Annotated in this window: 16 protein-coding genes; 9 read left to right on the top strand and 7 right to left on the bottom strand. The window is 66.2% G+C overall.

Going from position 1 to position 24,422, the window contains the following annotated elements; all coding sequences use genetic code 11:
* Positions 1-116 precede the first annotated feature (116 nt).
* Positions 117-2,894 carry a bifunctional [glutamate--ammonia ligase]-adenylyl-L-tyrosine phosphorylase/[glutamate--ammonia-ligase] adenylyltransferase gene (gene glnE / locus ASE30_RS08145; RefSeq protein ID WP_057283794.1) on the bottom strand — a complete coding sequence of 926 codons (2,778 nt, stop codon included), beginning with the start codon at positions 2,892-2,894 and terminating at the stop codon, positions 117-119.
* 102 nt (positions 2,895-2,996) lie between these two features.
* On the opposite strand from glnE, the gene ASE30_RS08140 reads away from it, so the two are divergent.
* Positions 2,997-6,632, top strand: coding sequence for a YhdP family protein (locus tag ASE30_RS08140; RefSeq protein ID WP_082601505.1), 3,636 nt, complete (start codon positions 2,997-2,999; stop codon positions 6,630-6,632).
* 127 nt (positions 6,633-6,759) lie between these two features.
* On the opposite strand, the gene rho is transcribed toward ASE30_RS08140, so the two are convergent.
* Both rho and trxA read right to left on the bottom strand, forming a co-directional pair.
* On the bottom strand, positions 6,760-8,019 hold the full coding sequence (gene rho, locus ASE30_RS08135; RefSeq protein WP_006218533.1) for a transcription termination factor Rho: 1,260 nt from the start codon (positions 8,017-8,019) through the stop codon (positions 6,760-6,762).
* A 117-nt stretch (positions 8,020-8,136) separates the two neighbouring features.
* Positions 8,137-8,463: a thioredoxin TrxA gene (gene trxA / locus ASE30_RS08130; RefSeq protein ID WP_006387817.1), complete on the bottom strand. Its 327-nt coding sequence runs from the start codon at positions 8,461-8,463 to the stop codon at positions 8,137-8,139.
* A gap of 324 nt (positions 8,464-8,787) precedes the next feature.
* Between trxA and parE the strand changes: the two genes are divergently transcribed.
* The 4 genes from parE to ASE30_RS08110 are packed head-to-tail and all read left to right on the top strand — an operon-like array spanning position 8,788 to position 14,944.
* The gene (gene parE, locus ASE30_RS08125) at positions 8,788-10,749 is read left to right on the top strand and encodes a DNA topoisomerase IV subunit B (protein ID WP_057283792.1); all 1,962 of its coding nucleotides are present in this window, start codon (positions 8,788-8,790) and stop codon (positions 10,747-10,749) included.
* Complete coding sequence (locus ASE30_RS08120) at positions 10,749-11,354, top strand: YcxB family protein (RefSeq protein ID WP_057283791.1); 606 nt, start codon at positions 10,749-10,751, stop codon at positions 11,352-11,354. Before parE ends, ASE30_RS08120 begins: the two co-directional genes overlap by 1 nt.
* Before the next feature lie 35 nt (positions 11,355-11,389).
* Entirely contained in the window at positions 11,390-13,726 is a 2,337-nt protein-coding gene (gene parC, locus ASE30_RS08115) for a DNA topoisomerase IV subunit A (RefSeq protein ID WP_057283790.1), read from the top strand.
* Positions 13,727-13,741: 15 nt separating this feature from the next.
* On the top strand, positions 13,742-14,944 hold the full coding sequence (locus ASE30_RS08110) for a DUF418 domain-containing protein (RefSeq protein ID WP_057283789.1): 1,203 nt from the start codon (positions 13,742-13,744) through the stop codon (positions 14,942-14,944).
* A 1-nt stretch (position 14,945) separates the two neighbouring features.
* Here ASE30_RS08110 and ASE30_RS08105 read toward each other — a convergent pair whose 3' ends face one another.
* From ASE30_RS08105 to ASE30_RS08090, 4 genes are all read right to left on the bottom strand, one after another.
* On the bottom strand, positions 14,946-17,564 hold the full coding sequence (locus ASE30_RS08105) for a TRAP transporter fused permease subunit (RefSeq protein ID WP_057283821.1): 2,619 nt from the start codon (positions 17,562-17,564) through the stop codon (positions 14,946-14,948).
* A 141-nt stretch (positions 17,565-17,705) separates the two neighbouring features.
* Entirely contained in the window at positions 17,706-18,710 is a 1,005-nt protein-coding gene (locus tag ASE30_RS08100; RefSeq protein WP_057283788.1) for a TAXI family TRAP transporter solute-binding subunit, read from the bottom strand.
* 178 nt (positions 18,711-18,888) lie between these two features.
* Positions 18,889-20,229, bottom strand: coding sequence for an aspartate aminotransferase family protein (locus ASE30_RS08095; RefSeq protein WP_057283787.1), 1,341 nt, complete (start codon positions 20,227-20,229; stop codon positions 18,889-18,891).
* A gap of 53 nt (positions 20,230-20,282) precedes the next feature.
* Positions 20,283-21,212, bottom strand: a complete 930-nt coding sequence (locus ASE30_RS08090) for a MurR/RpiR family transcriptional regulator (RefSeq protein ID WP_057283786.1) — start codon at positions 21,210-21,212, stop codon at positions 20,283-20,285.
* A 266-nt stretch (positions 21,213-21,478) separates the two neighbouring features.
* On the opposite strand from ASE30_RS08090, the gene ASE30_RS08085 reads away from it, so the two are divergent.
* The 4 genes from ASE30_RS08085 (at position 21,479) to ASE30_RS08070 (ending at position 24,412) form a co-directional block, all read left to right on the top strand.
* The gene (locus tag ASE30_RS08085) at positions 21,479-22,027 is read left to right on the top strand and encodes a MarR family winged helix-turn-helix transcriptional regulator (protein WP_057283785.1); all 549 of its coding nucleotides are present in this window, start codon (positions 21,479-21,481) and stop codon (positions 22,025-22,027) included.
* Positions 22,024-22,584, top strand: a complete 561-nt coding sequence (ectA, locus tag ASE30_RS08080; protein WP_057283784.1) for a diaminobutyrate acetyltransferase — start codon at positions 22,024-22,026, stop codon at positions 22,582-22,584. The genes ASE30_RS08085 and ectA overlap by 4 nt, the downstream gene beginning before the upstream one ends.
* Before the next feature lie 125 nt (positions 22,585-22,709).
* Positions 22,710-24,017 (top strand): diaminobutyrate--2-oxoglutarate transaminase, encoded by a 1,308-nt coding sequence (gene ectB / locus ASE30_RS08075; protein WP_057283783.1) that lies wholly within the window; start codon positions 22,710-22,712, stop codon positions 24,015-24,017.
* Positions 24,014-24,412 carry an ectoine synthase gene (locus ASE30_RS08070; protein WP_057283782.1) on the top strand — a complete coding sequence of 133 codons (399 nt, stop codon included), beginning with the start codon at positions 24,014-24,016 and terminating at the stop codon, positions 24,410-24,412. The genes ectB and ASE30_RS08070 overlap by 4 nt, the downstream gene beginning before the upstream one ends.
* Positions 24,413-24,422 lie beyond the last annotated feature (10 nt).

Below are 24,422 nucleotides of genomic sequence, written 5' to 3'. Positions count from 1 at the left end.
TTGCAGCTAAGAAGGCGGAAAACCCCTTATTTTACGATGAGTTGCCGCAAAGAGGGCGGGCGCGGCGCCATGGCTTTGCCCGGCCCTGTCCCCCTTGGCTTTCGCGTGGCCGGCGGTCAGCCCAGCACGGCCGCCCAGAGTTCCCTGACGGCTGTCCGCTCTTCCTGCAGTTGCTCGGGCCCCACGCGCGCCTTTTCCACCCCTTGCATGCGCAATTGATGCTGGACCCGGCGTAGCGTGCGGTAGGCGTCGCCCGCGCGGGAGGCCAGATCCGGGGGGATCAGCCCGGCTTCGCCCGCCAGGCGCAATAGCGCGATGTTGCCCAGGTTGCGCACCAGCAGCGGATGCGTTCCGGCGTAGCAGAGCACCAGATATTGCGTGACGAACTCCACATCGACCATGCCGCCACGGTCGTGTTTGAGGTCGAACCGGTCGCTGGTGTTCGGATGGCCGGCGTTGATTTTCTCGCGCATCGTCAGGACTTCCTGGCGCAGCGTAGCGGGATCGCGCGGCAACACCAGGATATCTTCGCGGATTTTTTCGAATCGGGCGCCCACGTCCGCGTCCCCGGCGGCATGGCGCGCCCGCGTCAGCGCCTGGTGTTCCCAGGCCCAGGCGTGTTTGCGCTGATACTGCTCGAAGGCTTCCATGGATACGGCGAGCAGCCCCGCGTCGCCATCCGGCCGCAGCCTCAGGTCCACTTCGTAAAGCCGCCCGGAAGAGGTCATGGTCGACAGCCAGGACGACATGCGCCGGCCCAGCTTGGCATAGACTTCCGCGGCGTCCTCGCGCGGGTCGTCGAACAGGAAGACCAGATCCAGGTCGGAGGCGTAGCCCAGTTCCTTTCCGCCCAGCTTGCCGTAGGCGATGACGGCGAAGCGCGGCACGGCGCCTTCCGCTTTGTTCACCAGCGGCCAGGCGCGGCGGATGGTCTCGGTCAGCAGCAGGTCGGCCAGCGCCGACAACTGATCGGCCAGCTTTTCCACCGTGAGCTCGCCTTCCAGGTCTTGCGCCAGCAATTGGAAACTGGCCTGGCGCTGCACGTCGCGCATCAGGTTCATCTGGCGCTCGACGTCCGGGGCGCCGTCCGGCAGACGGCAGGCATCCAGGTCCGCCGTCAGTTGCCGGGCGATCTGGGCAAAGTCCAGCGGCTCGAAAAGGGTGCGCCAATCGATCAGGCTGTCGAGCAGCAGGGGGTGTTGCGTGAGGTACTGCGCGGCCCAGGGGCTGGCGGCAACCATGCGCGCCACGCGCGCAAGCGTGTCCGGATACTCGGCCAGCAGCGCCAGGTAGGCGCTGCGTTGAGCGATCTTCTCGATCAGGTCGAACAGGCGGATGGCGGCCTCACGCGGCGCGGGAGTCTGCAAGGCCGCGCGCAGGGCCGCGGGAAGCAGGATTTCCATGCGGCGGCGGCTGCTTTCGGGCAGGCTTCGCACGCGGTGGCTGCCCGACAGGGTCTCGGCCCGGCGCAGCAGGTCTTGCGCGTCGTCGCCAAACGCCTGGCGGATCTGGTCGGCCAGCTCGCTTTCGCTGTCGGGTTCGTCTTGGCCCGTGCCGGTGTCGGCGGCGCTTGCCGGGGGGGCCTGCTCTTCTTCGCCCATGCCCACCATGCGGAACACGTTGCGGAAGGTCTGCGAGACGAAGGTGCGGTGTTCGGCCAGCGTGCGTTCAAAGTCCTCGGGGCTCATGCCCAGTGCGGCGGCAAGGGCGGCGCGCAGGGAGGGGTCGCCCGGCAGCAGGTGAGTCTGCTCGTCTTCGCGGTATTGCAGGGCATGCTCGGTGCGGCGCAGGAAGCGGTAGGCGTCTTCCAGGCGCCGCGCGTCTTCTTCGGGCACCAGGCCGGCCAGGCGTTCGGCATGAAGCGCCTCCAGCAAACCGCGCTTCTGCAGGGCCGGCATGCGGCCGCCCCGGATGAGCTGGGCAAGCTGCACCACGAATTCGATCTCACGGATGCCGCCATCGCCCAGCTTGATATTGTTTGCGCTGTCGATGCCGTTGCGCGCGCTTGCGCGCCTCTGCCAATCCTGGCGGATGCGTTCGCGCAAGGCGCGCAGCGCGGCCAGCGCGTCGAAGTCGAAATACTTGCGATAGACGAAGGGCACCCGCAGACTTTCCAGTTGCCGCGCTTGCGCGGCGCAATCGCTGCCTTCGAATGCCTGGGCGGGCATCAGCCGCGCCTTGAGCCAGGCATAGCGCTCCCATTCGCGGCCCTGGCCGATCAGATAATGCTCCAGGGCATCGAGGCTCCAGGCCAGCGGGCCGGCGTCGCCATCGGGGCGCAGGCGCAGGTCGGTCCGGAACACCTGGCCATTGGCGTCCACTTCGGACAGCACCGGCATCATCCGGCGCGTCAGGCGGCCGTAGAATTCGTGGTGGCTGATGCGGCGCGGGCCGTCGGTTTCCCCTTCCTCGCCGTACAGCATGATCAGGTCGATGTCGGACGACACGTTCAATTCGCAACCGCCCAGCTTGCCCATGCCCACGATGAGCATCTCTTGCGGCTTGCCCGTGGCGGGGTCGCGGGGCACGCCATGGACGGCAGCGAGGTCGGCGGCCACGCTGCGATAGGCGGCAGCCACCGCGATGTCGGCCAGCGCAGTCATGGCGCCGACGACTTCTTCAAGCTCCGCCTGGCCAGTCAAGTCGCGCACGATGAGCACGCTGAAGACGCGCTCGCGCAATTTGCGCAGCACCATGCGGCAGGCGTCTATCGGCAGCACGCCGGGCGCGCCGGCGCCGGCCAACTCGGATTGCCATTGCGCCATCAACGCGGGCGTGACCGGATTGCGCACGGCTTGCGCCAGCCAGGCGGCCAGATCCGGGTGGGCATCCAGGCGCCGGCGCAGATGGCCGGACCAGGCGAGGGCGGGGGCAAGCAGGGACGGATTGGACATGGCTAAAGGGCGGCAGACGGATGGACGCGTTTCAGGTATAAGTGGGGACGATACCGCAAGACATATTCTCCTGCCCACTGATCCGTGTCTGTTTCAAAAAAAGTGCTCCGCTGCCTGTTCTGGGCTGCGCTGACCGTATATGGCGTCGTTGCCGTCGGGTTTCTGGGCGTGCGCTATTGGGTCCTTCCGCGAGTGGACCAATGGCGCCCTCAGATTGAAGCCTACGCCAGCCAGGCGTTGGGCGCCCGAGTTACGATCGGCGCGATCCGCGCCAACTGGCAAGGGCTGAATCCCAGGCTCGATCTTGCCTCCGTCCAGGTCTACGACGACGAGGCTGGTCCAGTGCTGTCGCTGCCATCCGTATCCGCCGTGCTCGCATGGCGCAGCATACTGGCTCTGTCTCCCACGCTGGTGCGCCTGCAGCTCGAAAAGCCGGAACTGATGTTGCGCCGGGATCCGGCCAACCACCTGTGGGTGGCCGGACAGGAAATCGACCTGAATGCCAGCGATCACAAGTCCGACCTGGATCATCCCGGATTGCGCTGGCTGGCGGCGCAGCGCGAATTGCGGGTCCGCGGCGCCACGCTGCGCTGGCAGGACGAATTGCGCCAGGCGCCCGAACTGAAGCTGGAAGACGTCGATTTCCTGGCGCGCAATGGCAAGCTGTCCCACCGCTTCGTCTTGCGCGCGTCGGCCGGTGCCGCGCTTGCCCGCAAGATCGAGCTGCGCGGTGAGTTCAACCGCAGCCTGTTCGCCGCGGACGCGAAGAACCCCGCGAACTGGAGCGGGCAGCTCTATGCGCAAGTCGATGACCTGGAACCGCTTGCGTGGTCGGCATGGGTCAAGGTGCCCGCGATTGCCGGGCGCATCGCCGGCCGGGCCTGGTGGCAGCTCGAACGCGGCCAGCTCTCGCAATTGACAAGCGACGTCGCGGTGCGCGGCGTGGCTTGGGCGCCCGCCCCGGAGGGTCCTTCGGTGCACGGCGGCTCGGCGCAGTTCCGCATTTCCGCGATGCCCGGCGACTTCCTGCAGGTCGACGGCCTGCCGATGGCGCGCAGCGAGGGAGCAACCGACCTGGCGGTGAAGGGCGCCTTGCATCAATTGCGCGTGACCCTGCCCGGCGTATTCGAAACCCCCACGCTCGAGGCGCGCGACATAGAACTGGATGCCGAGGTCAAGGGGCCGGACGCCAAGGACTGGTTCGTGGACATTGCCCAGTTGCATGTGGTCAACGACGACCTGGATGTGCGCTTGCAGGGGCAATGGCAACGGGAGGGCAAGACCGCGGCGGGCAGCGCCGATGTGCGCGGCACGATGGCGCGCGGCGCCATGTCGGCCATTCATCGCTACCTGCCGCTGGAAGTCAACGCGGACGCCCGCGAATGGCTGGCCACGGGGCTGCCTGCGGGCGAAATGCGTTCCGCCGCCATTACGCTCAAGGGCGACCTGGACGACTTTCCCTTCGGCGCGCCTGGCGTCGCGGGCGAATTCGTCATCGCGGGCGCGTATGCCGGCGCCAAGGTCGACTACGCGCCGGCCCGGCCGCACAGCAAGGGTTGGCCAATGCTGGAAAACCTGTCGGGCAACTTCCGCATCGACAAGGTGAGCCTGGCGCTCGATAGCGCGGGCGGCGCCGTGGCGCACACCGGACCGGGACACACCGTCACGCTGGGCGCCGTGACCGCCTCCATTCCCGATATGGAGCACGCTTCCGAATTGCTCGTCTCGGGAGAGACGTCGGGGCCCGTCCCTGCCTATCTGGCGATGGCGGCGAATTCCCCGCTTGGCGAACTGCTTGACGGCGCGCTGGACGAGGCGCGCGGCACGGGCGACTGGCGCATGCCGCTCAAGCTGAAAGTGCCGCTGCTCAACGCCGACGATACGCAGGTGCAGGGCCATATCCTCTTTGCCGACAACACCTTCACGTTCATGCCGGAGATGCCGCTGCTCAGCCAGTTGCACGGCGATCTCGAATTCTCTGAAAAAGGCGTGCAGACCAAGGAAATCCGGGCGCAGTTCCTTGACGGACCGGTCAAGATCTTCGGCGCCCTGGCGCAAAGCTCCGACGTCTTGCGCTTCGACGGCACGCTGGCGGGATCGGCGTTGTCGCAACTGAGCAATACGCCGTCCATGTCGCGCTTTTCGGGCAAGGCCGCCTACAAGGGCAGACTGGGGTATCAACGGGGCGGCGCGATCGATGTCGCGGTCGAGTCCGATCTGGTCGGCATGGCGATCGACATGCCTGCGCCCGCGGGCAAGCCAGCGCAGTCCGCACTGCCGCTAAAGCTGCAATGGGGACCGGCGCAGGACCGCGGTTCGAAGGGCCGGCGCTGGCTCACGGCCAGCCTGGGCGAAGGCGTCAACGCGCTTTTCGAACGGGACCCCAATGACCCCGCGCCGTCGTATTTCGCGCGCGGCGCCCTCGGTATCGGGCGGCCGGCCAGCCTGCCCGAACGGGGGCTGAGCCTGAATGCCAGTCTGCCGGAACTGGACGTGGACGGCTGGGAGGCGGTCGCCGACGGCTTCAGCGCGCCGGCCGGCAAGGGCAAGCGCGCGCCCAAGCCCGTCCTGCCGCAACCCGAGCGCGTCAGCCTGGCGGCCGGCATCCTGCGAACCAGCGGCTATACCTTCAACGACCTGACGCTGTACGCGACGCGCCCGGGGCCGGCGCAATGGCGCGTCGATATGCAGTCCCGGCAGGCCACGGGTACGCTGGAATGGCGTGAAGCCTCCGGCGCGATCGCCGGGCAGATCACCGCCCGCCTGAAGCACCTGTCGTTTGGCGGAGAAGACGATGCCAATGAGGCCGACAAAGCGCTGGCTTCCGGGAACGAGCTGTCGGATATTCCCGCGATCGACCTGCAGGCCAAGCAGTTCCTGCTTTACGGCAAGAATCTGGGCGAGCTCCAGGTGAACGGCACCAACCTCGAACGCGGACGGCAGTGGCGTCTGGACAAGCTGTCCATCGTCAACGAGTCGGCCGCGCTGAACGCCGCCGGCAACTGGCGGCTCGAGGGGCCGGACCGCGGCCTGACCGTCGACGCCACCGTGAAGTTCGAGAATGTCGGCGACTTCATGAATCGGATCGGTTTCGAGAATGTGGTGTCTGGCGGCAAGGGCACCGTCCAGGGCAAGGCAACCTGGCGCAACCTGCCCTGGGCCCACAACATCGCCGACGTGGCGGGCGATGTGGTCGTCAGCCTGGACAACGGCCGCTTCATGCATGTGAACTCCCGCACGGCCCGGCTTCTGGAATTGTTGTCGCTGCAATCGCTGCAGCGGCTGGCGCGGCTGGATGTGAATCCCACCAACCTGTTGCGCGACGGATTTCCGTTCGACACCATCCGCGGCAATCTGAAGGTGGCCAACGGGATGGTGTCCACGGAAGGCTACAAGATCAATGGGCCGGTGGCCGCCATCGTGCTGGCTGGGGGCGTGGATCTCATCAAGGAACGCTGGGACCTGAAGGCGGTGGTCATCCCCAACCTGGACGCCAGTGGCGCCGCGATGGTGACCGCGCTGGCCGTCAACCCGCTGATCGGCCTAGGCGCCTTTGTCACGCAGTGGCTGCTGAAACAACCTCTGGCGCGCGCCATGACCATGCAATACGCCGTGACGGGCAGTTGGGACGATCCGCGGATCGAACCGATCGATGGGTCGGGCAAGCAACCTGACAAGCAGACGCCCCGGCCGGCGGATTCGACGCCGCGCCGAATACCCGAATTCATCGAGCATTGATTCACCTCCCGGCTTGAAGCCCGCCCGCTGGCCTTGGGGGCGGTGGCCGCAGCGGGTTCTTGCCTTCGGCATGGCGCAAAAAAAAACCGCTCGGCAGAGCGGTTTTTTTGGCGAGCGCGGGACTCGTTTACTTCTTCTTCATCATGTCGAAGAATTCGGCATTGGTCTTGGTGGCGCGCATCTTGTCCAGGATGAACTCCATGGACTGGACTTCGTCCATGTCGTGGATGAACTTGCGCAGCACCCAGACCTTCTGGAGCAGGTCGGGGGCGATCAGCAGCTCTTCGCGGCGGGTGCCGGACTTGTTCAGGTTGATCGACGGGTAGACGCGCTTTTCGGCCAGGCGGCGCTCAAGGTGGACTTCGGAGTTGCCCGTGCCCTTGAATTCTTCATAGATGACTTCATCCATGCGGCTGCCGGTTTCGATCAGCGCGGTGCCCAGGATGGTCAGCGAACCGCCTTCTTCCAGGTTGCGGGCCGCGCCGAAGAAGCGCTTGGGACGCTGCAGGGCGTTGGCGTCGACACCGCCGGTCAGCACCTTGCCGGAGGCCGGCACCACGGTGTTGTAGGCGCGGGCCAGACGGGTGATCGAGTCCAGCAGGATCACGACGTCTTTCTTCATTTCGACCAGGCGCTTGGCCTTTTCGATGACCATTTCGGCCACTTGCACGTGGCGGGTCGCGGGTTCGTCGAAGGTCGACGCCACCACTTCGCCGCGCACGGTGCGCTGCATTTCGGTCACTTCCTCGGGGCGCTCGTCGACCAGCAGGACGATCATGACCGCGTCGGGGTAGTTCGTGGTGATGGCGTGCGCAATGTGCTGCATCATCACCGTCTTGCCGGACTTGGGGCTGGCGACGATCAGGCCGCGCTGGCCCATGCCGATGGGAGCGAAGACGTCAAGAATGCGGCCCGTGAGGTTTTCTTCGCTCTTGATGTCGCGTTCCAGGCGCATGGTCCGGTTCGGGTGCAGCGGCGTCAGGTTTTCGAACATGATGCGGTGCTTGATCGCTTCGGGCGCCACGCCGTTGACCTTGTCCACCTTCACCAGGGCGAAATAGCGTTCGCCATCCTTGGGCGTGCGGACTTCGCCTTCGATCGAGTCGCCAGTGTGCAAATTGAAGCGGCGGATCTGCGACGGCGAGATATAGATGTCGTCCGTGCTGGCCAGGTACGAGGTCTCGGGCGAGCGCAGGAAACCAAACCCGTCGGGCAGGACTTCCAGAACGCCGTCGCCGAAGATCTGCTCGCCTTGCTTGGCGCGCCGTTTCATGATGGCGAACATCAATTCCTGCTTGCGCAGGCGGTTGGCGTTCTCGATTTCCAGGCCAGCGGCCATTTCGAGCAGCTGCGAGACGTGCAGCGCCTTCAGTTCGTTGAGGTGCATCGCGGTGAGTGTTGGGGGAAAAGTAGAGGAGGGCTCTGGCGGCGCGCCACGGACGGGCTCGCGCGGTACTGAATGAGCGCCGCCTCCGCGGCGGCGCCTTCGTTCACAGCACGCAGTTTACAACGCGCCGTCCAGGAATGCGGTGAGTTGCGACTTCGACAGCGCGCCAACTTTGGTGGCGGCGGCTTGGCCGTCTTTAAAGAGCATAAGGGTGGGAATGCCACGGATGCCGTACTTGGCGGCCGTGCCCTGGTTTTCGTCCACGTTCAGCTTCGCGATCGTCAGGCGACCCGCGTACTCGGTGGCGACTTCTTCCAGAATCGGGGCAATCATCTTGCAGGGGCCACACCAGGCAGCCCAGTAGTCCACCAGCACCGGCTGGCCGGATTTCAACACATCGGCATCGAAGCTCGCGTCACTGACGTTCTTGATTTGGTCGCTCATGATGGTGATTCTCGGTTCGGCAGCAAAAGGCGCGTGGAAGACGCGCCTTGCCGTTGTTCTTGTTTGTGGAATGGACTAAAGCATACCACTGTCAATAACAACAGGCATACCACTGTTAATAACAACAGGGTTTGCAGGATTTGTGTAGGATGTTGCGGCGCAGTTGTCGCGATCCGGGACGTCCAACCCGAAAGCGCTGGCTGTGACTGTCATCATCCTACCGAATTCGGAGCTGGTCAGGTCGTGCGCATCCCACCCGGAGCCGCGCAGAATCTAGGCTTATCCGTAAAATGTCGGTTTTTTTCCACAGATGTTGGGGATAACTTGGCCACTCCACGTTACACCGAGGCGTCCATTCGCGTCCTGAAGGGTCTGGAGCCCGTGCGCCAGCGCCCGGGCATGTACACCCGCACCGAAAACCCTCTGCACGTCGTGCAGGAGGTCATTGATAACGCCGCAGACGAGGCCTTGGCCGGCTACGGCAAACAGATCCAGGTCACGCTGCATATCGACGGCAGCGTGTCCGTCGAGGACGATGGCCGGGGTATTCCCGTCGGCCTGCATCCTGAAGAACACGCCCCCGTCGTGGAGCTGGTGTTCACCCGCCTGCACGCGGGCGGCAAGTTCGACAAGGCCGGCGGCGGCGCCTATGCCTTTTCCGGCGGCCTGCACGGCGTCGGCGTGTCGGTCACCAATGCGTTGGCCACCCGTCTGGAAGTCGTCGTCTGGCGCGATGGGGCGGTAAATCGTCTGGTCTTCAAGGGCGGCGACGTTGCCGAGCCCTTGGCGCCCTACGAGCAGGGCGGCCGCAAGAAGTCCGGCACGCGAGTCCGCGTATGGCCCGACGCCAAGTATTTCGACAGCCCCAATATCCCCTTGGGCGAGCTGACCCACCTGATGCGCAGCAAGGCGGTGTTGCTGCCCGGCGTGAAGGTGTCGCTCGTCAATGAAAAAACCGGGGACACCAAAACCTGGCAATACCAGGACGGCCTGCGCGGCTATCTGTCCGAGGCGCTGGCCGGGGCCGAGCTCATGGTGCCGTTCTTCGAAGGCGAGCAGTATGCCGGCGCCGACCACGAGAACTTCGCCGAAGGCGAGGGCGCCCAATGGGTGGTGGCCTGGACCGAAGACGGCAACGCGGTGCGCGAGTCCTACGTCAATCTCATCCCGACGCCGGCCGGCGGGACGCATGAATCCGGTCTGCGCGAAGGCCTGTTCGGCGCGGTCAAGGGCTTTGCCGAACTGCACAGCCTCTTGCCCAAGGGCGTGAAGCTGCTGCCCGAAGACGTGTTCGCCCGCGCCAGCTTCGTGCTGTCGGCCAAGGTGCTGGATCCCCAATTCCAGGGCCAGATCAAGGAACGCCTGAACAGCCGCGACGCCGTGCGCCTGGTCGGCGGGTTCGCCAAGAGCGCCCTGGACCTCTGGCTGCACAGCAACGTCGAATACGGCAAGAAGCTGGCCGAACTGGCCATACGGCAGGCGCAGGCGCGCCAGCGGTCGGCCCAGAAGGTCGAAAAGCGCAAGAGTTCCGGCGTGGCCGTGCTGCCCGGCAAGCTGACCGACTGTGAATCGAGCGATGCGTCGCGCACCGAAGTGTTCCTGGTCGAGGGCGACTCGGCCGGCGGCTCCGCCAAGATGGGCCGCGACAAGGAATTCCAGGCCATCCTGCCGCTGCGCGGCAAGGTGCTCAATTCCTGGGAAGTGGATCGCGACCGGCTCTTCGCCAACAACGAAATCCACGACATTTCGGTTGCCATCGGCGTGGATCCCCACGGCCCCGGCGATACGCCGGACCTGTCGGGACTGCGCTATGGCCGCATCTGCATCCTGTCCGACGCGGACGTCGACGGATCGCACATCCAGGTGCTGCTGCTGACGCTGTTCTACAAGCATTTCCCCAAGCTGGTCGAGGCAGGAAACGTCTACGTGGCCAAGCCGCCGCTGTTCCGTCTGGACGTGCCGGCCCAGGGCAAGCGTCCGGCCCGCAAGATCTACTGCCTGGACGAAGGCGAACTCGAGGCCGCGCAGGACAAGCTGCGCAAGGAAGGCGTGCGTGAAGGCGCCTGGGCCGTCAGCCGGTTCAAGGGCCTGGGCGAAATGAACCCCGAACAGTTGTGGGAGACCACCATGAATCCGGATACGCGCCGTCTGCTGCCCGTGGGCTACGGCGACCAGACCCCCGCCGACACCACCCGCATGTTCGACATGCTGATGGGCAAGGGCGAGTCCTCGCAACGCCGCGCGTGGATCGAAGAGAAGGGCAACCTGGCGGAGCTCGACATCTGATGACGCCATCCGAGCCAGGTCAAGCCAGCATGACCGTCGACCTGACGGCCGACGACTACGCCGACTTCGCCGCCTATGTGTACAAACGGCCGGAGCTGCGGCGCCGCCGCTACCGGTCCCACCTGCGCTTCGCCGTCCTGATGGTCGTGGCGCTGCTGGCCTACCTGATCTGGCAGACCTGGGACGGCAAGGGGCCGGACTGGGGCCGGCTGCTGCCCGTGTACTTCGAGGGGCTGGCCGTGGGCCTGGGCATCCTGGCCGTGCTGGCGCTCGCCTATGAATACGTGCTGCCCGCGCTGGTGAAAATGAACACGCGGCGCATGCTCGCCAAGCAGCCGGATACGCTGTACCTGGGCCGGCATCGGCTGGACTTCGGCCCCGACGGCGTGTCGGACTCCACCGCGACGGCCTCCGGCCGCATGGATTGGGCCGATGTGCGGCGGGTCGAGGAAACCCCCGAACACCTCTACGTCATTCTTGGCACCCTGCAGGGCGTGATCATCCCCAAGCGCGGGCAGGACGCCGCCACGCTGGAGGCGGTGCGCGCCCAGTTGCGCGCCCACGTCGCCGACACGCAGCTCGCTGCGTCCGCGCAGGCGCATTGACGCCGTTTCGATGAAATTGTCTACCTGAATACATCATGACCGACAGCAATCAACCCGGCTTGTTCGACTCCAACTCTCCCGATGGCGATGGTGATGGCGACGGTAACGCCGCCATCACGCTGGCGCGCTACGCGGAGCAGGCCTATCTGGACTATGCGGTGTCCGTGGTGCGCGGCCGCGCCCTGCCCGACGTGGGCGATGGGCAGAAGCCCGTGCAGCGCCGCATCCTGTTCGCCATGCAGGCGATGGGCCTGGCCGCCGGCGCGAAGCCCGTCAAATCCGCGCGCGTCGTGGGCGACGTTCTGGGCAAGTACCATCCGCATGGCGACCAGGCGGCCTACGACGCCATGGTGCGCATGGCGCAGGACTTCTCGCTGCGCTATCCGCTGATCGACGGCCAGGGCAACTTCGGCTCGCGCGACGGCGACAACGCCGCCGCCATGCGATACACGGAAGCCCGCCTGACGCCCATCGCCAAGCTCTTGCTGGACGAGCTGGACGAAGGCACCGTGGATTTCGTGCCCAACTACGACGGCAGCCAGCAAGAGCCGCAGATGCTGCCGGCGCGGCTGCCGGTGATGCTGCTCAACGGCGCCTCGGGCATCGCGGTCGGCATGGCCACCGAGATCCCGTCGCACAACCTGCGGGAAGTGGCTCAGGCCTGCGTGGCGTTGATCAAGCAGCCGCAATTACCCGACGACGAACTGCACGCGATGATTCCCGGACCGGACTTCGCCGGCGGTGGCCAGATCATCACGCCGGCGGCCGACATCGCCCAGATCTACCGCGGGGGCCGCGGCTCGCTGAAAGTGCGCGCGCGCTGGCAGTTCGAGGAAATGGCGCGCGGCCAGTGGCAGTTGGTGGTGACCGAACTGCCGCCCGGCACGTCCGGCCAGAAGGTGCTGGAAGAGATCGAGGAAATCACCAATCCCAAGGTCAAGACCGGCAAGAAGAGCCTGACGCCCGAGCAAACGCAGGCCAAGGCCGTGATGCTGAATCTGCTGGACGCCGTCCGCGACGAATCGGGCAAGGACGCGGCGGTGCGCCTGGTCTTCGAACCGAAGACCTCGCGGGTGGACCGCGACGAGTTCGTCAATACGCTGCTGGCGCAGACCAGCATGGAAAGCAGTTCATCCATCAACCTGGTGTGCATCGGCACCGATGGCCGTCCGCGCCAGAAGGGCCTGCGCGACATCCTGGTGGAGTGGGTGGCGTTCCGCACGAACACCGTGGTCCGCCGCACGCGCTTCCGCCTGGACAAGGTCACGGACCGCATCCATGTGCTGGAAGGCCGCATGCTGGTGTACCTGAACGTGGACGAGGTCATCCAGACCATCCGCGAATCCGACGAGCCGCGCGCCGCGCTGATGGAACGCTTCAGTTTGTCCGAAAGACAGGCCGAAGACATCCTGGAAATGCGCCTGCGCCAGTTGGCCCGCCTGGAAGGCTTCAAGATCGAGCAGGAACTGGCCGACAAGCGCCGCGACCAGATCAGCCTGCAAGAATTGCTGGACAACCCCACGACGCTCAAGCGCCTGCTGATCAAGGAAATCGAGGCCGATGCCAAGCAGTATGGCGACGACCGCCGCACGCTGATTGAAACGGCCGAGCGCGCCGTGCTGGAAACCAAGGTGCTGGACGAACCCGTCACCGTGGTGGTGTCGCAAAAGGGTTGGCTGCGCGCCCGCCAGGGCCACGGCCATGACGCCGCGCAATTCGGCTTCAAGCAGGGCGACGACCTGTACGGCGCCTTCGAGTGCCGCACCACCGACACGCTGATCGCGCTTGGCGACAACGGCCGCGTCTATTCCGTGCCGGTGGCCGGGCTGCCGTCGGCGCGCGGCGATGGCCAGCCGGTCACCACCATGATCGATCTGGAGTCGGGCACGCGCATCGTCCACACCATCGCGGCGGCGGCGGACAGCCGCTGGCTGCTGGCCACGCGCGGCGGCTACGGCTTCGCCGCCAAGCTTTCCGACATGATCAGCCGCCAGCGCGCGGGCAAGCAGTTCATCACCCTGGAAGAGGGCGACGAATTGCTGCGTCCGGTGCCGCTGTTCGACGGCGCCACGCAACTGGCGCTGCTGTCGCAAAAGGGCAAGTTCCTGGTCTTCGGCCTGGACGAGGTCAAATCGCTCTCCGGCGGCGGGCGCGGCACGATCCTGATGGGGCTGGACGGTACGGACAAGCTGGACCAGACCGTGCCGATCGGCGCGGGCGGCCTGCGCGCCACGGGCATCTACCGCAACAAGCTCACCGAAGACATCCTGGCGGGCGCGGCGCTGGGACCCTACGTGGGCAAGCGGGCGCGCAAGGGACGCGCGCTGGACGTGCGGCCCAAGCAGCCGCTGCTGTCGCCGGTGCTGGGTTAAGGCCTGGGGCCGGGCATGGCCATCGCAACCGACACCCGCGCGCGGCTCGCGCAGGTGGATGCGTTGCGCGGTTTCGCGCTGTTCGGCATCCTGGTGGTCAACATCGGGGTGTTCGCGTCTCCGTTCTATGGCGCGAGCACGCCGGACCCGGCGTACTCGCGGCCGCTCGATCTGACCGTCGGCTGGCTGGTCGCCTGGCTGTTCGAGACCAAGTTCTACCTGCTGTTCTCTTTCCTTTTTGGATACAGCTTCACCCTGCAGATGGCGGCCGCCGAACGCAGCCAGGCTGCCTTCGCGCCGCGCTTCCTGCGCCGGCTAGCCGGGCTGGCCATCTTGGGCCTGGCGCACGCGGTGCTGTTCTATCAGGGCGACATCCTGGTGACCTACGCATTGCTGGGCCTGGCGCTGCTGCTTTGCCGGCGCATGGACCCGGGGCGGGCGCTGCGCGGCGCGCTCTGGCTGATCGTGCTGGCGGCGATGGCCTGGGCGATCCTGGGGGCGCTGAGCTTCCTGGATCCGGTACAGACCGGCTATGCGGCGCAATACAAGGCCGACGCGCTGGCTTCGATCGAAGCCTACCGGGGCACCATCGGGTCCACCATTGAACAGCACATCAAGGAACTGATCGAAACCATCTGGTTCACGGTGCTGTTCGTGCAGGGGCCGTTTGTGTTTGCCATGTTCCTGCTTGGTTACGCGCTGGGCCGGCGCAACGCGCTGGCGGACCCTTGGCGCGCCCCGCGCGCGCTCTGGCTGCTGTGCGCGCTGGGGCTGTTGCCGGGGCTTGCGGGCGCGGCGGTCTATGCAACCACCGCATTGCCGTGGATAGGCGTTGCCTGGGAATTGCCCGGTCTGGCGGTGGGGCTGCTGACCGCGCCGTTGTTAAGTATGTCCTACGCCGCGGCGTTCCTGCTGGCCCTGCGCACCCGGCCGGGCCGGCGCGCGGGCGTCTGGCTGGCGCCGGCGGGGCGGATGGCGCTGACCAACTACCTGATGCAATCCGTGGTCTGCGCCTTCCTGTTCACCGCCTGGGGGCTGCGGCTGTTCGCCTCCGTATCGCCGCTGGCGGCGTTCGGCATCGCCGTCGTCATCTTCGCGGCGCAAATGCCGCTGTCGGCCTGGTGGTTGCGCCGCCATGCGTATGGCCCGGTAGAGTGGTTCCTGCGCGCGCTGACCATCGGCGCCTGGCCGCCCTGGCGGCGCGCGCAGGCGGACTGACCTACGCGGCGCTGGCGCGCAGCCGGCTGGCGGGGGCGCCGCCGTCGCGCCGGCCCTGCCGCACCCACATGCCCGCCAGAAGCAATAGCGCGGGCACGTACACCCAGAAGTCCGACCAGCGCCGCGGATTGAGCGCCTTCACGTTCACCACGTCCCAGCCTTGCTCCCAGCCCGCGCGCTGCGCGCGGCTGCCAAAGCGCACGCCGCCAATCTGCGTCTGGTCGCCCAGGCTCATCAACGTCAGCCCGGCTTCGGCGAGCCGTTTGCGGCCCGCGTCGGGAGCGGTCGCTCCCGTTTCCAGCGCGGGCAGGGCGACCGCCACCGTCTTGGTCAGTTCATCGCCCTCCAGATTGATGCCTCGCAGCACCACGGTCAGCCGGCCGTTGTGCGGCAGCGCCGCCGCGGTGGCGACCATCTCGGATGCCGGACGGTCTTCATGGCTGGGCGCGAAATGGTCCATGAACCAGTCGGGCCGGAACAGCATGAACGTCACCAGCAGCAGCACCACGACCTCGGCCAGCGTGCAGCGCACCCGGAACCATTTCATCGTGGCCGCGGCGAAGGTCAGCGAAGCGAGCGTGGCGCCCGTCACCACCAGAGCCAGTTCCCAGCCGTAGTCCACGTCGATCAGCAGCAGCATCGGATTGAATACGAACATGAACGGCAGGATCGCCGTGCGCGCCGCGTAGGTGACGCCCTGGATGCCGGTCTTGATCGGATCCTCGCCGGATATCGCCGCCGCCGCGAAGGTGGCCAGGCCCACCGGCGGCGTGATGTCGGCCATGATGCCGTAATAGAACACGAACATATGGACGGCGATCAGCGGGATCACCAGGCCGTTCTGCGCGCCCAGCTCCACGACGACGGGCGCCATCAGCGTGGCCATCAGGATGTAGTTGGCGGTCGTCGGCATGCCGAGTCCGAGGATCAGGCACACCACCGCCGTGAAGATCAGCATCAGCAGCACGTTGCCCATCGACACGAGCTCGACGAAGGCGGTCATGCGCAGCCCCAGCCCCGTCAGGGTGATGGCGCCGACGATCAGCCCCGCCGTGCCGCAGGCGATGGCGATGCCGATCATGTTCCGAGCGCCGTCCTGCAGGCCGCCGATGGCGTCGCGCCATCCCTGGCGCCACGCCGGCGACGCTGGCTGCTTGCGGAACCACGCGATGAGCGGGCGCTGCGTCACCATCTGGAACAGCATGGCCATCGCGGCCCAGAACGCCGACAGGCCGGCTGAAAGCTCCTCTACGCTCAGGCACCAGACCAGGATGCCGATCGGGATAAGAAAGTACAGGCCGGCGCGGACCGTGGGCCAGGGCAGGGGGCGCACGGGATGGTTGATGTCGATGTCCTGCGGCAGATCAGGGTGGCGGGCCGCCACGCGCAGCAGCCACAGATACAGGACCGCCAGGATGGCCAGCAGCACCCAGGTCGCCGCCGGCCCGGCCAGCGCCTGGACACCGGTGCCGATCCAGTACACGGCGCCCATCACGAGCAGCGTGCCGCTGATGCCCATGCCCCAGCCAGCCAGCTTCTGCAGCGGCGTGCGCGCGGGGCCGGAGGCCATCATGGGCTGGATGCCCAGCTTCAGGGCTTCCAGATGGACGATATAGAAGAGCGCAATGTAGGAGATGGCAGCAGGCAGGATCGCGTGGCGGATGATGTCGGTGTAGGGGATGCCCACATACTCGATCATCAGGAACGCCGCGGCGCCCATGACGGGCGGCATGATCTGCCCGTTGACCGAGGACGCCGTTTCGATCGCGCCCGCGCGCACCCCGCCATAGCCCGCCTTCTTCATCAGCGGAATCGTGAAAATGCCGCCTGTCACCACGTTGGCCACCGACGACGCCGACACCAGGCCATTGACGGCCGATGACACGACGGCCACTTTCGCCGGCCCGCCGCGCAGGTGGCCCAGCAGCGCAAAGGACACCTGCATCATGTAGTTGCCCGCGCCGCACTTGTCCAGCAAGGATCCCAGCAGCACGAAGATGAAGATGTACGACACCGATACTCCCAGCGCGACCCCGTACACGCCCTCGGTGGTCAGCCACATGTGCGACATCAGCCGCTCCAGCGACGCGCCCCGGTGAGCCAGCACATCGGGCAGCCAGGGGCCGGCCAGCGCGTAGGCGACGAACACCAGGCCCAGCACGGTCATGGGCAGGCCGAGCGCGCGCCGCGTCACCTCCAGCAGCAGCGCCAGGCCGGCGACCGCGGTCCACACGTCCATCGGCGTGGGCTGGCCGGGCCGCCCGGCCAGCTCGTTGTAGAAGAGATAAAGGTAACTGCCACAAAAGCCCGCCGTCAGCGCCAGCGCCCAGTCGTACCAAGGCATGCGGTCGCGCGCCGACCGCTTGCTGGCCGGATAGGCCAGGTAGCCGAGGAACATGGCGATGCCCAGGTGCAGTGCCCGCGCCTCGGTGTCGTTGAAGATGCCCCAGTTCAGCGCGAAGGGTATCGGCGATGCGTACCAGAGTTGGAAGAAGGACCAGATCAGCGCGCCGGCCGCCAGCGTGGCGCCGGCGACGCCGCCGACGGCGCGGCCGCCGCGGTCAGCGTCGGCGACGAGCTGTTCCAGGTCCGGAGTCGGCGCATGCGGCTGTTGTGTCATGAAATTCCCCTGCGTATCGTGGCGCGGGCCGGCCCAGCGGCGCGCGATGAGTCCTTGCGCGCATGAAACGCGCAAGGGGCGGCAGCCGTCCGGGGCAAGCGGCGCAAGCCCGCTCGCCCGGACGGGCCGATCCAGCGGGCCTTAGAGCAGGCCCTTTTCCTTGAAGTACTTTTCGGCGCCCGGATGCAGCGGCGCCGACAGGCCGTTCTTCGTCATGTCGGCCGCCTTCAGATTGGCGAAGGCGGGATGCAGCTTCTTGAAGTCGTCGAAGTTGTCAAACACCGCCTTGACCACCGTATAGACCGTGGCGTCGGGCACGTCCGCGGAGGTGACGAAGGTGGCGGTGACGCCGTAGGTCTTGGTTTCCGCCGGGTTGCCCGGATACAGCCCCGCAGGAATCGTGGCGTGGGCGTAGTAGGGGTATTTCGCGACCAGCTTATCCACGGCAGGGCCGGTCAGCGGCACGAGCTTAGCGCCGCAACTGGTGGTCGGGTCCTGGATGTTGGCAGACGGGTGGCCGACGCCATAGAAGAATCCGTCGATCTTGCCGTCGCACAGCGCCGATCCGTGCTCGTCGGGACGCAGCTCCGACGCCAGCGAGAAGTCCTTCAGCGTCCATCCCATCGTGGCCAGCAGCTCTTCCATCGAGGCGCGCGTGCCGGAACCGGGGTTGCCGACGTTGAACCGCTTGCCCTTGAGGTCTTCGAAGCCCTTGATGTTGGATTCCTTGCGCGCCACCACGGTGAACGGCTCGGGATGGATCGAGAAGACCGAGCGCAGCTTGGGATAGGGGCCGGCCTGCTTGAACTGGCCCTCGCCATTGAAGGCATTGAAGCCGACGTCGGATTGCACGACGCCCAGGTCCAGTTCGCCGGCCTTGATGGTGTTGGCGTTAAAGACCGAGCCGCCGGTCGATTCGACCGAGCAGCGGATGCCATGGTTCGCGCGGTCCTTGTTGACCAGGCGGCAGATCGCGCCGCCGGCGGCATAGTAGACGCCGGTGACGCCGCCCGTGCCGATACTGACGAACTTCTGTTGAGCGGCGGCCGGACCCGGCGCCGTGGACAGCAATGCCGTGGCCAGGCCCGCCGCGGCGAGCGTCCAGGCATTGCGATGGCCCAAGGTGTGTTTGACGGACGTGGTCATGCAAACTCCTTTTGGGGGTTTTCCCCGTGATATTGCCGGTCTGTGCCGGCGGTTGGCAGCCCCGCGAGCCGCGGGTCGCCCTGTGCTGAATCATCACGTGCCCGCTGTCGGCGGGCGGTGCCCCGGCGCCCGACGCGCGGCGCCCGACGGATCCCCCCGCCGTGCGCCGGGGCGGCGGCTAGCCGCCCGACTGGGCGATGCCGGCGTCGATGGCGCCGGCCAGCCGCTCTGTCAATTGGTCCAGTTCGTCGTCGGAGATGATGAAGGGCGGCGCGAGCAGTACGTGGTCGCCCTGGCGGCCGTCGAGGGCGCCGCCCATGGGATAGACCATCAGGCCCCGCGCCATGGCTTCGCGCTTGATTCGCGCATGCAGCGCAAGGCTGGGGTCGAAGGTCTGCTTGGTCGCCCGGTCACGCACCAGTTCCACCCCCATGAAGAGACCGCGCCCACGGATGTCACCCACCCGCGGATGGTTGCCCAGCGCCTGTTCCAGGCGCTGCCGCAGGCCGGCGCCCTGGGCGCGCACCCGCTCCAGCAGCTTGTCGCGGCGGATCACGTCTTGCACGGCCAGCGACGCCGCGCAGGCGATGGCGTGGCCCAGATAGGTGTGGCCGTGCTGGAAAAAGCCGCTGCCCTGCTGCATGGCGTCCACGATGCGCTGCTGGACCATCACCGCGCCGATGGGCTGGTAGCCGCCGCCGAGTCCCTTCGCGATGGTGATCAGGTCAGGCACCACGTCTTCTTGCTCTACGGCATACAGGGTGCCGGTGCGGCCCATGCCGCACATGACCTCGTCGGCGATGAGCAGGACGCCGTGGCGGTCGCAGACCTCGCGGATGCGGCGGAAATAGCCCGGCACCGCCGTGACGGCGCCCGACGTGGCGCCCACGACCGGCTCGGCCACGAAGGCCATCACGGTGCCGGATCCCAGCCGTTCGAAGGTCTGCTCAAGCTCTTGCGCCAGGCGTTCGCCGTACTGCTCGGCCGTCTCGTCTTCGCGCTGGTCGCGATAGGCGTAGCAGGGCGAGACGTGCTCAACCTCGATCAGCAGCGGCGCGAACTGGGCGCGCCGCCAGGCGTTGCCGCCCACGGCCAGCGCGCCCAGCGTGTTGCCGTGATAGCTCTGCCTGCGCGCCACGATGTGACGGCGCTGAGGCTGGCCGATTTCCACGAAGTACTGCCGAGCCATCTTCAAGGCGGCCTCCACCGCTTCCGAGCCGCCGGAAACGAAGTAGGCGTGCGATGTGCCCGCCGGCGCATCGGCTACCAGCCGGGCGGCCAACTGTTCGGCGACCTCGGTGGTGAAGAAGCTGGTGTGGGCGTAGGCCAGCGCATCGATCTGCCGATGCATGGCGGCCTGGATTTCCGGATGGTTGTGGCCCAGGCAGGACACCGCGGCGCCGCCCGATCCATCGAGGTAGGCGCGGCCGGCGCTGTCGTGTATCCACACCCCCTGGCCGCGTACGGCGACGGGGGGCGTCTGGCGTAGAGAACGATGCAGGACGTGAGTCTGGCTCATGCTGGCGTTTCCGTGAGGCAAGGGTTAAGGACGAACGGCGGGGCGGGCGGGGCTCAGCCCGGCCGGCGCGGGGGAGCGCCGCTCCAATAGACGTTGTCGGCGTTCAGGCGCTGTTCCACCTCGGTCAGGCGGTTCAGGACCTCGTCGCCGCCGCGCGCGGTCAAGCGCGCGATCAGATGTTCGGCCAGACCCAGCAGGCCGGCGGTGGTGTGAAAGAACGACCCCGGCCCCTGGCGCGCGGGCCTGGCCCGCACGCCGTCGCGATCGGGCGGCGCAAAGCGCAGCGTGTGGCGAGCCTCGATGGCCAGCGGCGACAGCGGGTCGTCGGTCAGCGCGACCAGCGCCACGCCCCGATGCGCGGCCTGGCGAGCCAGTTGCACGGTGGCGGTCGGGTACGGGGCCTGCGAAATGACGATCAGCGCGTCGCCCGCCCCGAGGTTGTCCGCCTGTTCGGCGGGGGCGCCGCCCATGCCGTCGATCAGGACGCTGTTGCGGCGCACGAGCTGGTATGCATAGCGCATCTGGAATGCGATGCCGAAGGCCGAACGCGTACCCAGGAAGCCGACCTGTCGGGCTTCCAGCAGGCTCTGCACCGCCTCGTCGAACGCCGAAGGCGGATTGAGCGCGCACACGGAGGCCATGGCCTGGATCTGATAGTCGGTCAGCACGTCGTGGCCAGGAGCGGCGGCTTCGCCTGCGGCGGCCTGCAGGGCCGCGGCGCGGTCGCGCAGCCCGGGGCTCTGTCCGGCCAGCGCCTGCTGGAAGGGCTGGCGGAAATCCTCATAGCTGGCGTAGCCGACCGCCCGCGCCAACCGCAGCATGGTGGCGGGCGCGACCCCCAGTGCCTGCGCCTGCCGCCGCATCGACCACAGTCCCACTTCGGCGGGATGCGCCACGACCCAGTGCGCCGCGCGCTGCAATTCGGGCGGCAGCTGCTCCAGCTTTTCCTGCAGGGTCAGGAGGAGAGAGGACGGCAAGGACATGGCGGGCAAGAAGACCTATAAAAAACATATGATAAGTAAATGTGAAAATAAAAAACATGTGTTTTTTATAGGGATTTCCCCAAACGGATGCCGGCTGACCATCGGGGCGCGCTTCTTGTGTAAACGTCAAGTCCGGTCATAGTGCAGTCATCCTCGGCAAATCTGCGTTCATTTATTTACATCGATGCGGGTCTTTTTATTTGACTCGAATTAGTTGGGCGCATATGATTTGTGTAGAAATGAATTTGAATCAACCCACCTCAACCATGACTGACGCCGCGAAAACCGATCCTTCACAGCAGTACGACCTGCGCATATTGCGAGCCCTGCGCCGCATTACGCGTTCGATCGCGCTGCATTCGCGCCAGTTGTCCGCGGTCAGCCACATCACCGCGCCGCAGTTGATGTGCTTGCGTGCGGTGATCGCCAGCGGGCCCATGACGGCCACGGCCATCAGCCGCGAGATGCACGTCAGCCCCAGCACGGTGGTCGGCATCCTGGATCGCCTGGAAGACAAGGGTTTGATCCGCCGCGAGCGCGGCCGCGAAGACCGCCGCATCGTATTTGTCACCGCCACGGATGCCGGGCGGGAGTTGGCGCAAGGCGCGCCGTCGCCGCTTCAGAAGCACCTGGCCGACGCGCTCAATGCCTTGCCGGAATTGGAACAGGCCACCATCACCCTGTCCCTGGAGCGCATCGTGACGCTCATGGAACAGGACGGGCAGGCCGCTGTCGACACGCATGGAGACGTGTCGTCGCCCATCCTTGAAGTGCCCACGGGCGGGGCACCCCCAGAATCAGGAATCGTCGCATGAAGAAAAACGAACTGGATACCCCAATACTCTCAAGTGCCGTGGCGCCGGCGGTCAGCGCGCAGACCCATACCATGCGTCTGCCCGACCGCAAAGACGGCGCCGCCATCCACCGCCTCATTTCCGAGTGCCCGCCGCTCGACCTGAATTCCCTCTACGCGTACCTGCTCCTGTGCGAGCACTTTCGCGACACCTGCGTCCTGGCCGAAAGCGCCGGAGGACGTATCAACGGATTTATCTCCGCTTATGTGGACCCGTCCCGCCCCGACGTGCTTTTCGTCTGGCAGGTCGCGGTGCACGCCCGCGCACGCGGCCAACGCCTTGGCCGCGCCATGCTTCGGGAACTCTTGCAGCGCAAGGGCCTGGCGCATGTCCGCTATCTTGAAACCACGGTGGGGCCTGACAACCAGGCTTCGCGCCGCACCTTCGCTGGCCTGGCCGGCGAGGCAGGCGCCCACGTTTCCGAACAGCCGTTCTTCGACCGGCAACTCTTCGGCGGCGCGGACCATGACGACGAGATGTTGTTGAGGATAGGCCCGCTGGCCTCACCGTCCCCTTAAGGGCGGCGCAGGCCTGAAGGACTTATCGAATTACCGGGATGGTCTCACCGATCCGGATGCGCCTGGCGCACCCGGAGGGGATCTGGCCGTCCGTCAATTTATGAGATGAAAAGGGAGGATTAATCATGGACTTGAAGATCTTTGACCGTATGGAGTCGGAAGTGCGGGGCTACATCCGGTCGTTTCCCGTGATATTCAATCAGGCCCGGGGCTCGACGCTGATCGATGAAGAAGGCACCGAGTACATCGATTTCTTCAGCGGCGCAGGCACGCTGAACTATGGACACAACAATCCTGTTCTCAAGGAAAAGCTGCTGGAGTATGTACAGTCGGACGGCGTCGTCCATGGACTGGACATGGCGACCAGCGCGAAGAAGCGTTTCCTGGAGACGGTGGATCGCGTGCTGCTCAAGCCGCGCAACTGGCAATACACCCTGCAGTTCACCGGCCCGACCGGCACCAACGCCGTGGAAGCCGCGCTGAAGATCGCGCGGCAGGTCAAGGGACGCTCCAATGTCATTTCCTTCACCCACGGCTTCCATGGCGTGAGCGGGGGATCCCTGGCGGCGACGGCCAACATGAAGTTCCGCGACGCAGCCGGCTATGCGCTGGGCAACACCACGTTCATGCCTTATGACGGCTACTTCGGCCCGGACGTGGACACCATGGCCTATCTGGAGCGCATGCTGGAAGATCCCAGCAGCGGCATGGACAAGCCCGCCGCCGTGATCGTTGAAACGGTGCAGGGCGAGGGTGGCGTCAACGTGGCGACGCTGCGCTGGCTGAAGGAACTGGACAAGCTGTGCAAGCGCCACGACATGCTGCTGATCGTGGACGACATTCAGGTCGGCTGCGGCCGCACGGGCACGTTCTTCAGTTTCGAGGCCGCGGGCATCCGGCCGGACATCATCACGCTGTCGAAGTCGCTGTCCGGTTTCGGCCTGCCCATGTCGCTGGTGCTGATGAAGCCCGAACTGGACATCTGGAAGCCCGGCGCCCACAGCGGCACCTTCCGTGGCAACAACCTGGCTTTCGTCACCGCGACCCAGGCGCTGGAAACCTACTGGACCAACACGGCGTTCACCGCCGAGATCCAGCGCAAGGAGCGCCTGGTGGGCGATTGGCTCGAAAACCTGGTGCACAGCTATCCCAACGCCGGCCTGTCGGCGCGCGGCCGCGGCCTGATCCAGGGCCTGGTGGCCAACACGACGCCGGCGCTGGCGAATCGGATCTCCCAGTGCGCCTTCAAGAAGGGCGTCGTGATCGAAACCTCGGGCGCGCACGATGAAGTGCTGAAGCTATTGCCCGCGCTGACGATCGAGGAAGACCTGCTGGCCAAGGGCCTGGATCTGATCGAGGCCAGCGTGGCCGAGGCGCTGGCCGACGAAGGTCAGTCCGCGCGCATTCTGAAATTTGGAGGAAAACGTCAATGATCGTACGCAATGTCAAAGATGTGATCGGCACCGCCGACGAAGTCCGCACCGACACCTGGGTCAGCCGCCGCGTGCTGCTGAAGAAGGACGGCATGGGCTTTTCATTCCACGAGACCACCATTTTTCCGGGCGGCCGCACGCACATCCACTACAAGAACCATCTTGAAGCGGTGTGGTGCATCGAAGGCGACGGTTCCATCGAAACCATCGCTGACGGCAAGAAGTACGACCTGGGTCCGGGCGTGGTCTACGCACTGAACGAAAACGACGAGCACTGGCTGTGCGGCGGCAAGGAGCCGCTGCGCGTCATCTGCGTCTTCAACCCGCCGCTGACCGGCCAGGAAGTGCATGACAAGGAAGGCGTCTACGCCTTGCCCGAAGCCGTCGCGGCCTGAACCAAGGAGA

Source organism: Achromobacter sp. Root83, assembly GCF_001428845.1.
Lineage (GTDB): Bacteria > Pseudomonadota > Gammaproteobacteria > Burkholderiales > Burkholderiaceae_B > Achromobacter.
This window is presented reverse-complemented; position numbering and strand designations above follow the sequence as displayed.

Excerpts from the sequence above, each read along its gene's own strand:
- ectA (WP_057283784.1), top strand. The coding sequence starts at position 22,024 with ATGAAGAAAAACGAACTGGATACCCCAATACTCTCAAGTGCCGTGGCG.
- ectB (WP_057283783.1), top strand. The coding sequence starts at position 22,710 with ATGGACTTGAAGATCTTTGACCGTATGGAGTCGGAAGTGCGGGGCTAC.
- ASE30_RS08100 (WP_057283788.1), bottom strand. The coding sequence starts at position 18,710 with ATGACCACGTCCGTCAAACACACCTTGGGCCATCGCAATGCCTGGACG.
- glnE (WP_057283794.1), bottom strand. The coding sequence starts at position 2,894 with ATGTCCAATCCGTCCCTGCTTGCCCCCGCCCTCGCCTGGTCCGGCCAT.
- ASE30_RS08105 (WP_057283821.1), bottom strand. The coding sequence starts at position 17,564 with ATGACACAACAGCCGCATGCGCCGACTCCGGACCTGGAACAGCTCGTC.
- ASE30_RS08095 (WP_057283787.1), bottom strand. The coding sequence starts at position 20,229 with ATGAGCCAGACTCACGTCCTGCATCGTTCTCTACGCCAGACGCCCCCC.
- ASE30_RS08090 (WP_057283786.1), bottom strand. The coding sequence starts at position 21,212 with ATGTCCTTGCCGTCCTCTCTCCTCCTGACCCTGCAGGAAAAGCTGGAG.
- ASE30_RS08085 (WP_057283785.1), top strand. The coding sequence starts at position 21,479 with ATGACTGACGCCGCGAAAACCGATCCTTCACAGCAGTACGACCTGCGC.
- ASE30_RS08110 (WP_057283789.1), top strand. The coding sequence starts at position 13,742 with ATGGCCATCGCAACCGACACCCGCGCGCGGCTCGCGCAGGTGGATGCG.
- ASE30_RS08120 (WP_057283791.1), top strand. The coding sequence starts at position 10,749 with ATGACGCCATCCGAGCCAGGTCAAGCCAGCATGACCGTCGACCTGACG.
- trxA (WP_006387817.1), bottom strand. The coding sequence starts at position 8,463 with ATGAGCGACCAAATCAAGAACGTCAGTGACGCGAGCTTCGATGCCGAT.
- rho (WP_006218533.1), bottom strand. The coding sequence starts at position 8,019 with ATGCACCTCAACGAACTGAAGGCGCTGCACGTCTCGCAGCTGCTCGAA.
- parC (WP_057283790.1), top strand. The coding sequence starts at position 11,390 with ATGACCGACAGCAATCAACCCGGCTTGTTCGACTCCAACTCTCCCGAT.
- ASE30_RS08070 (WP_057283782.1), top strand. The coding sequence starts at position 24,014 with ATGATCGTACGCAATGTCAAAGATGTGATCGGCACCGCCGACGAAGTC.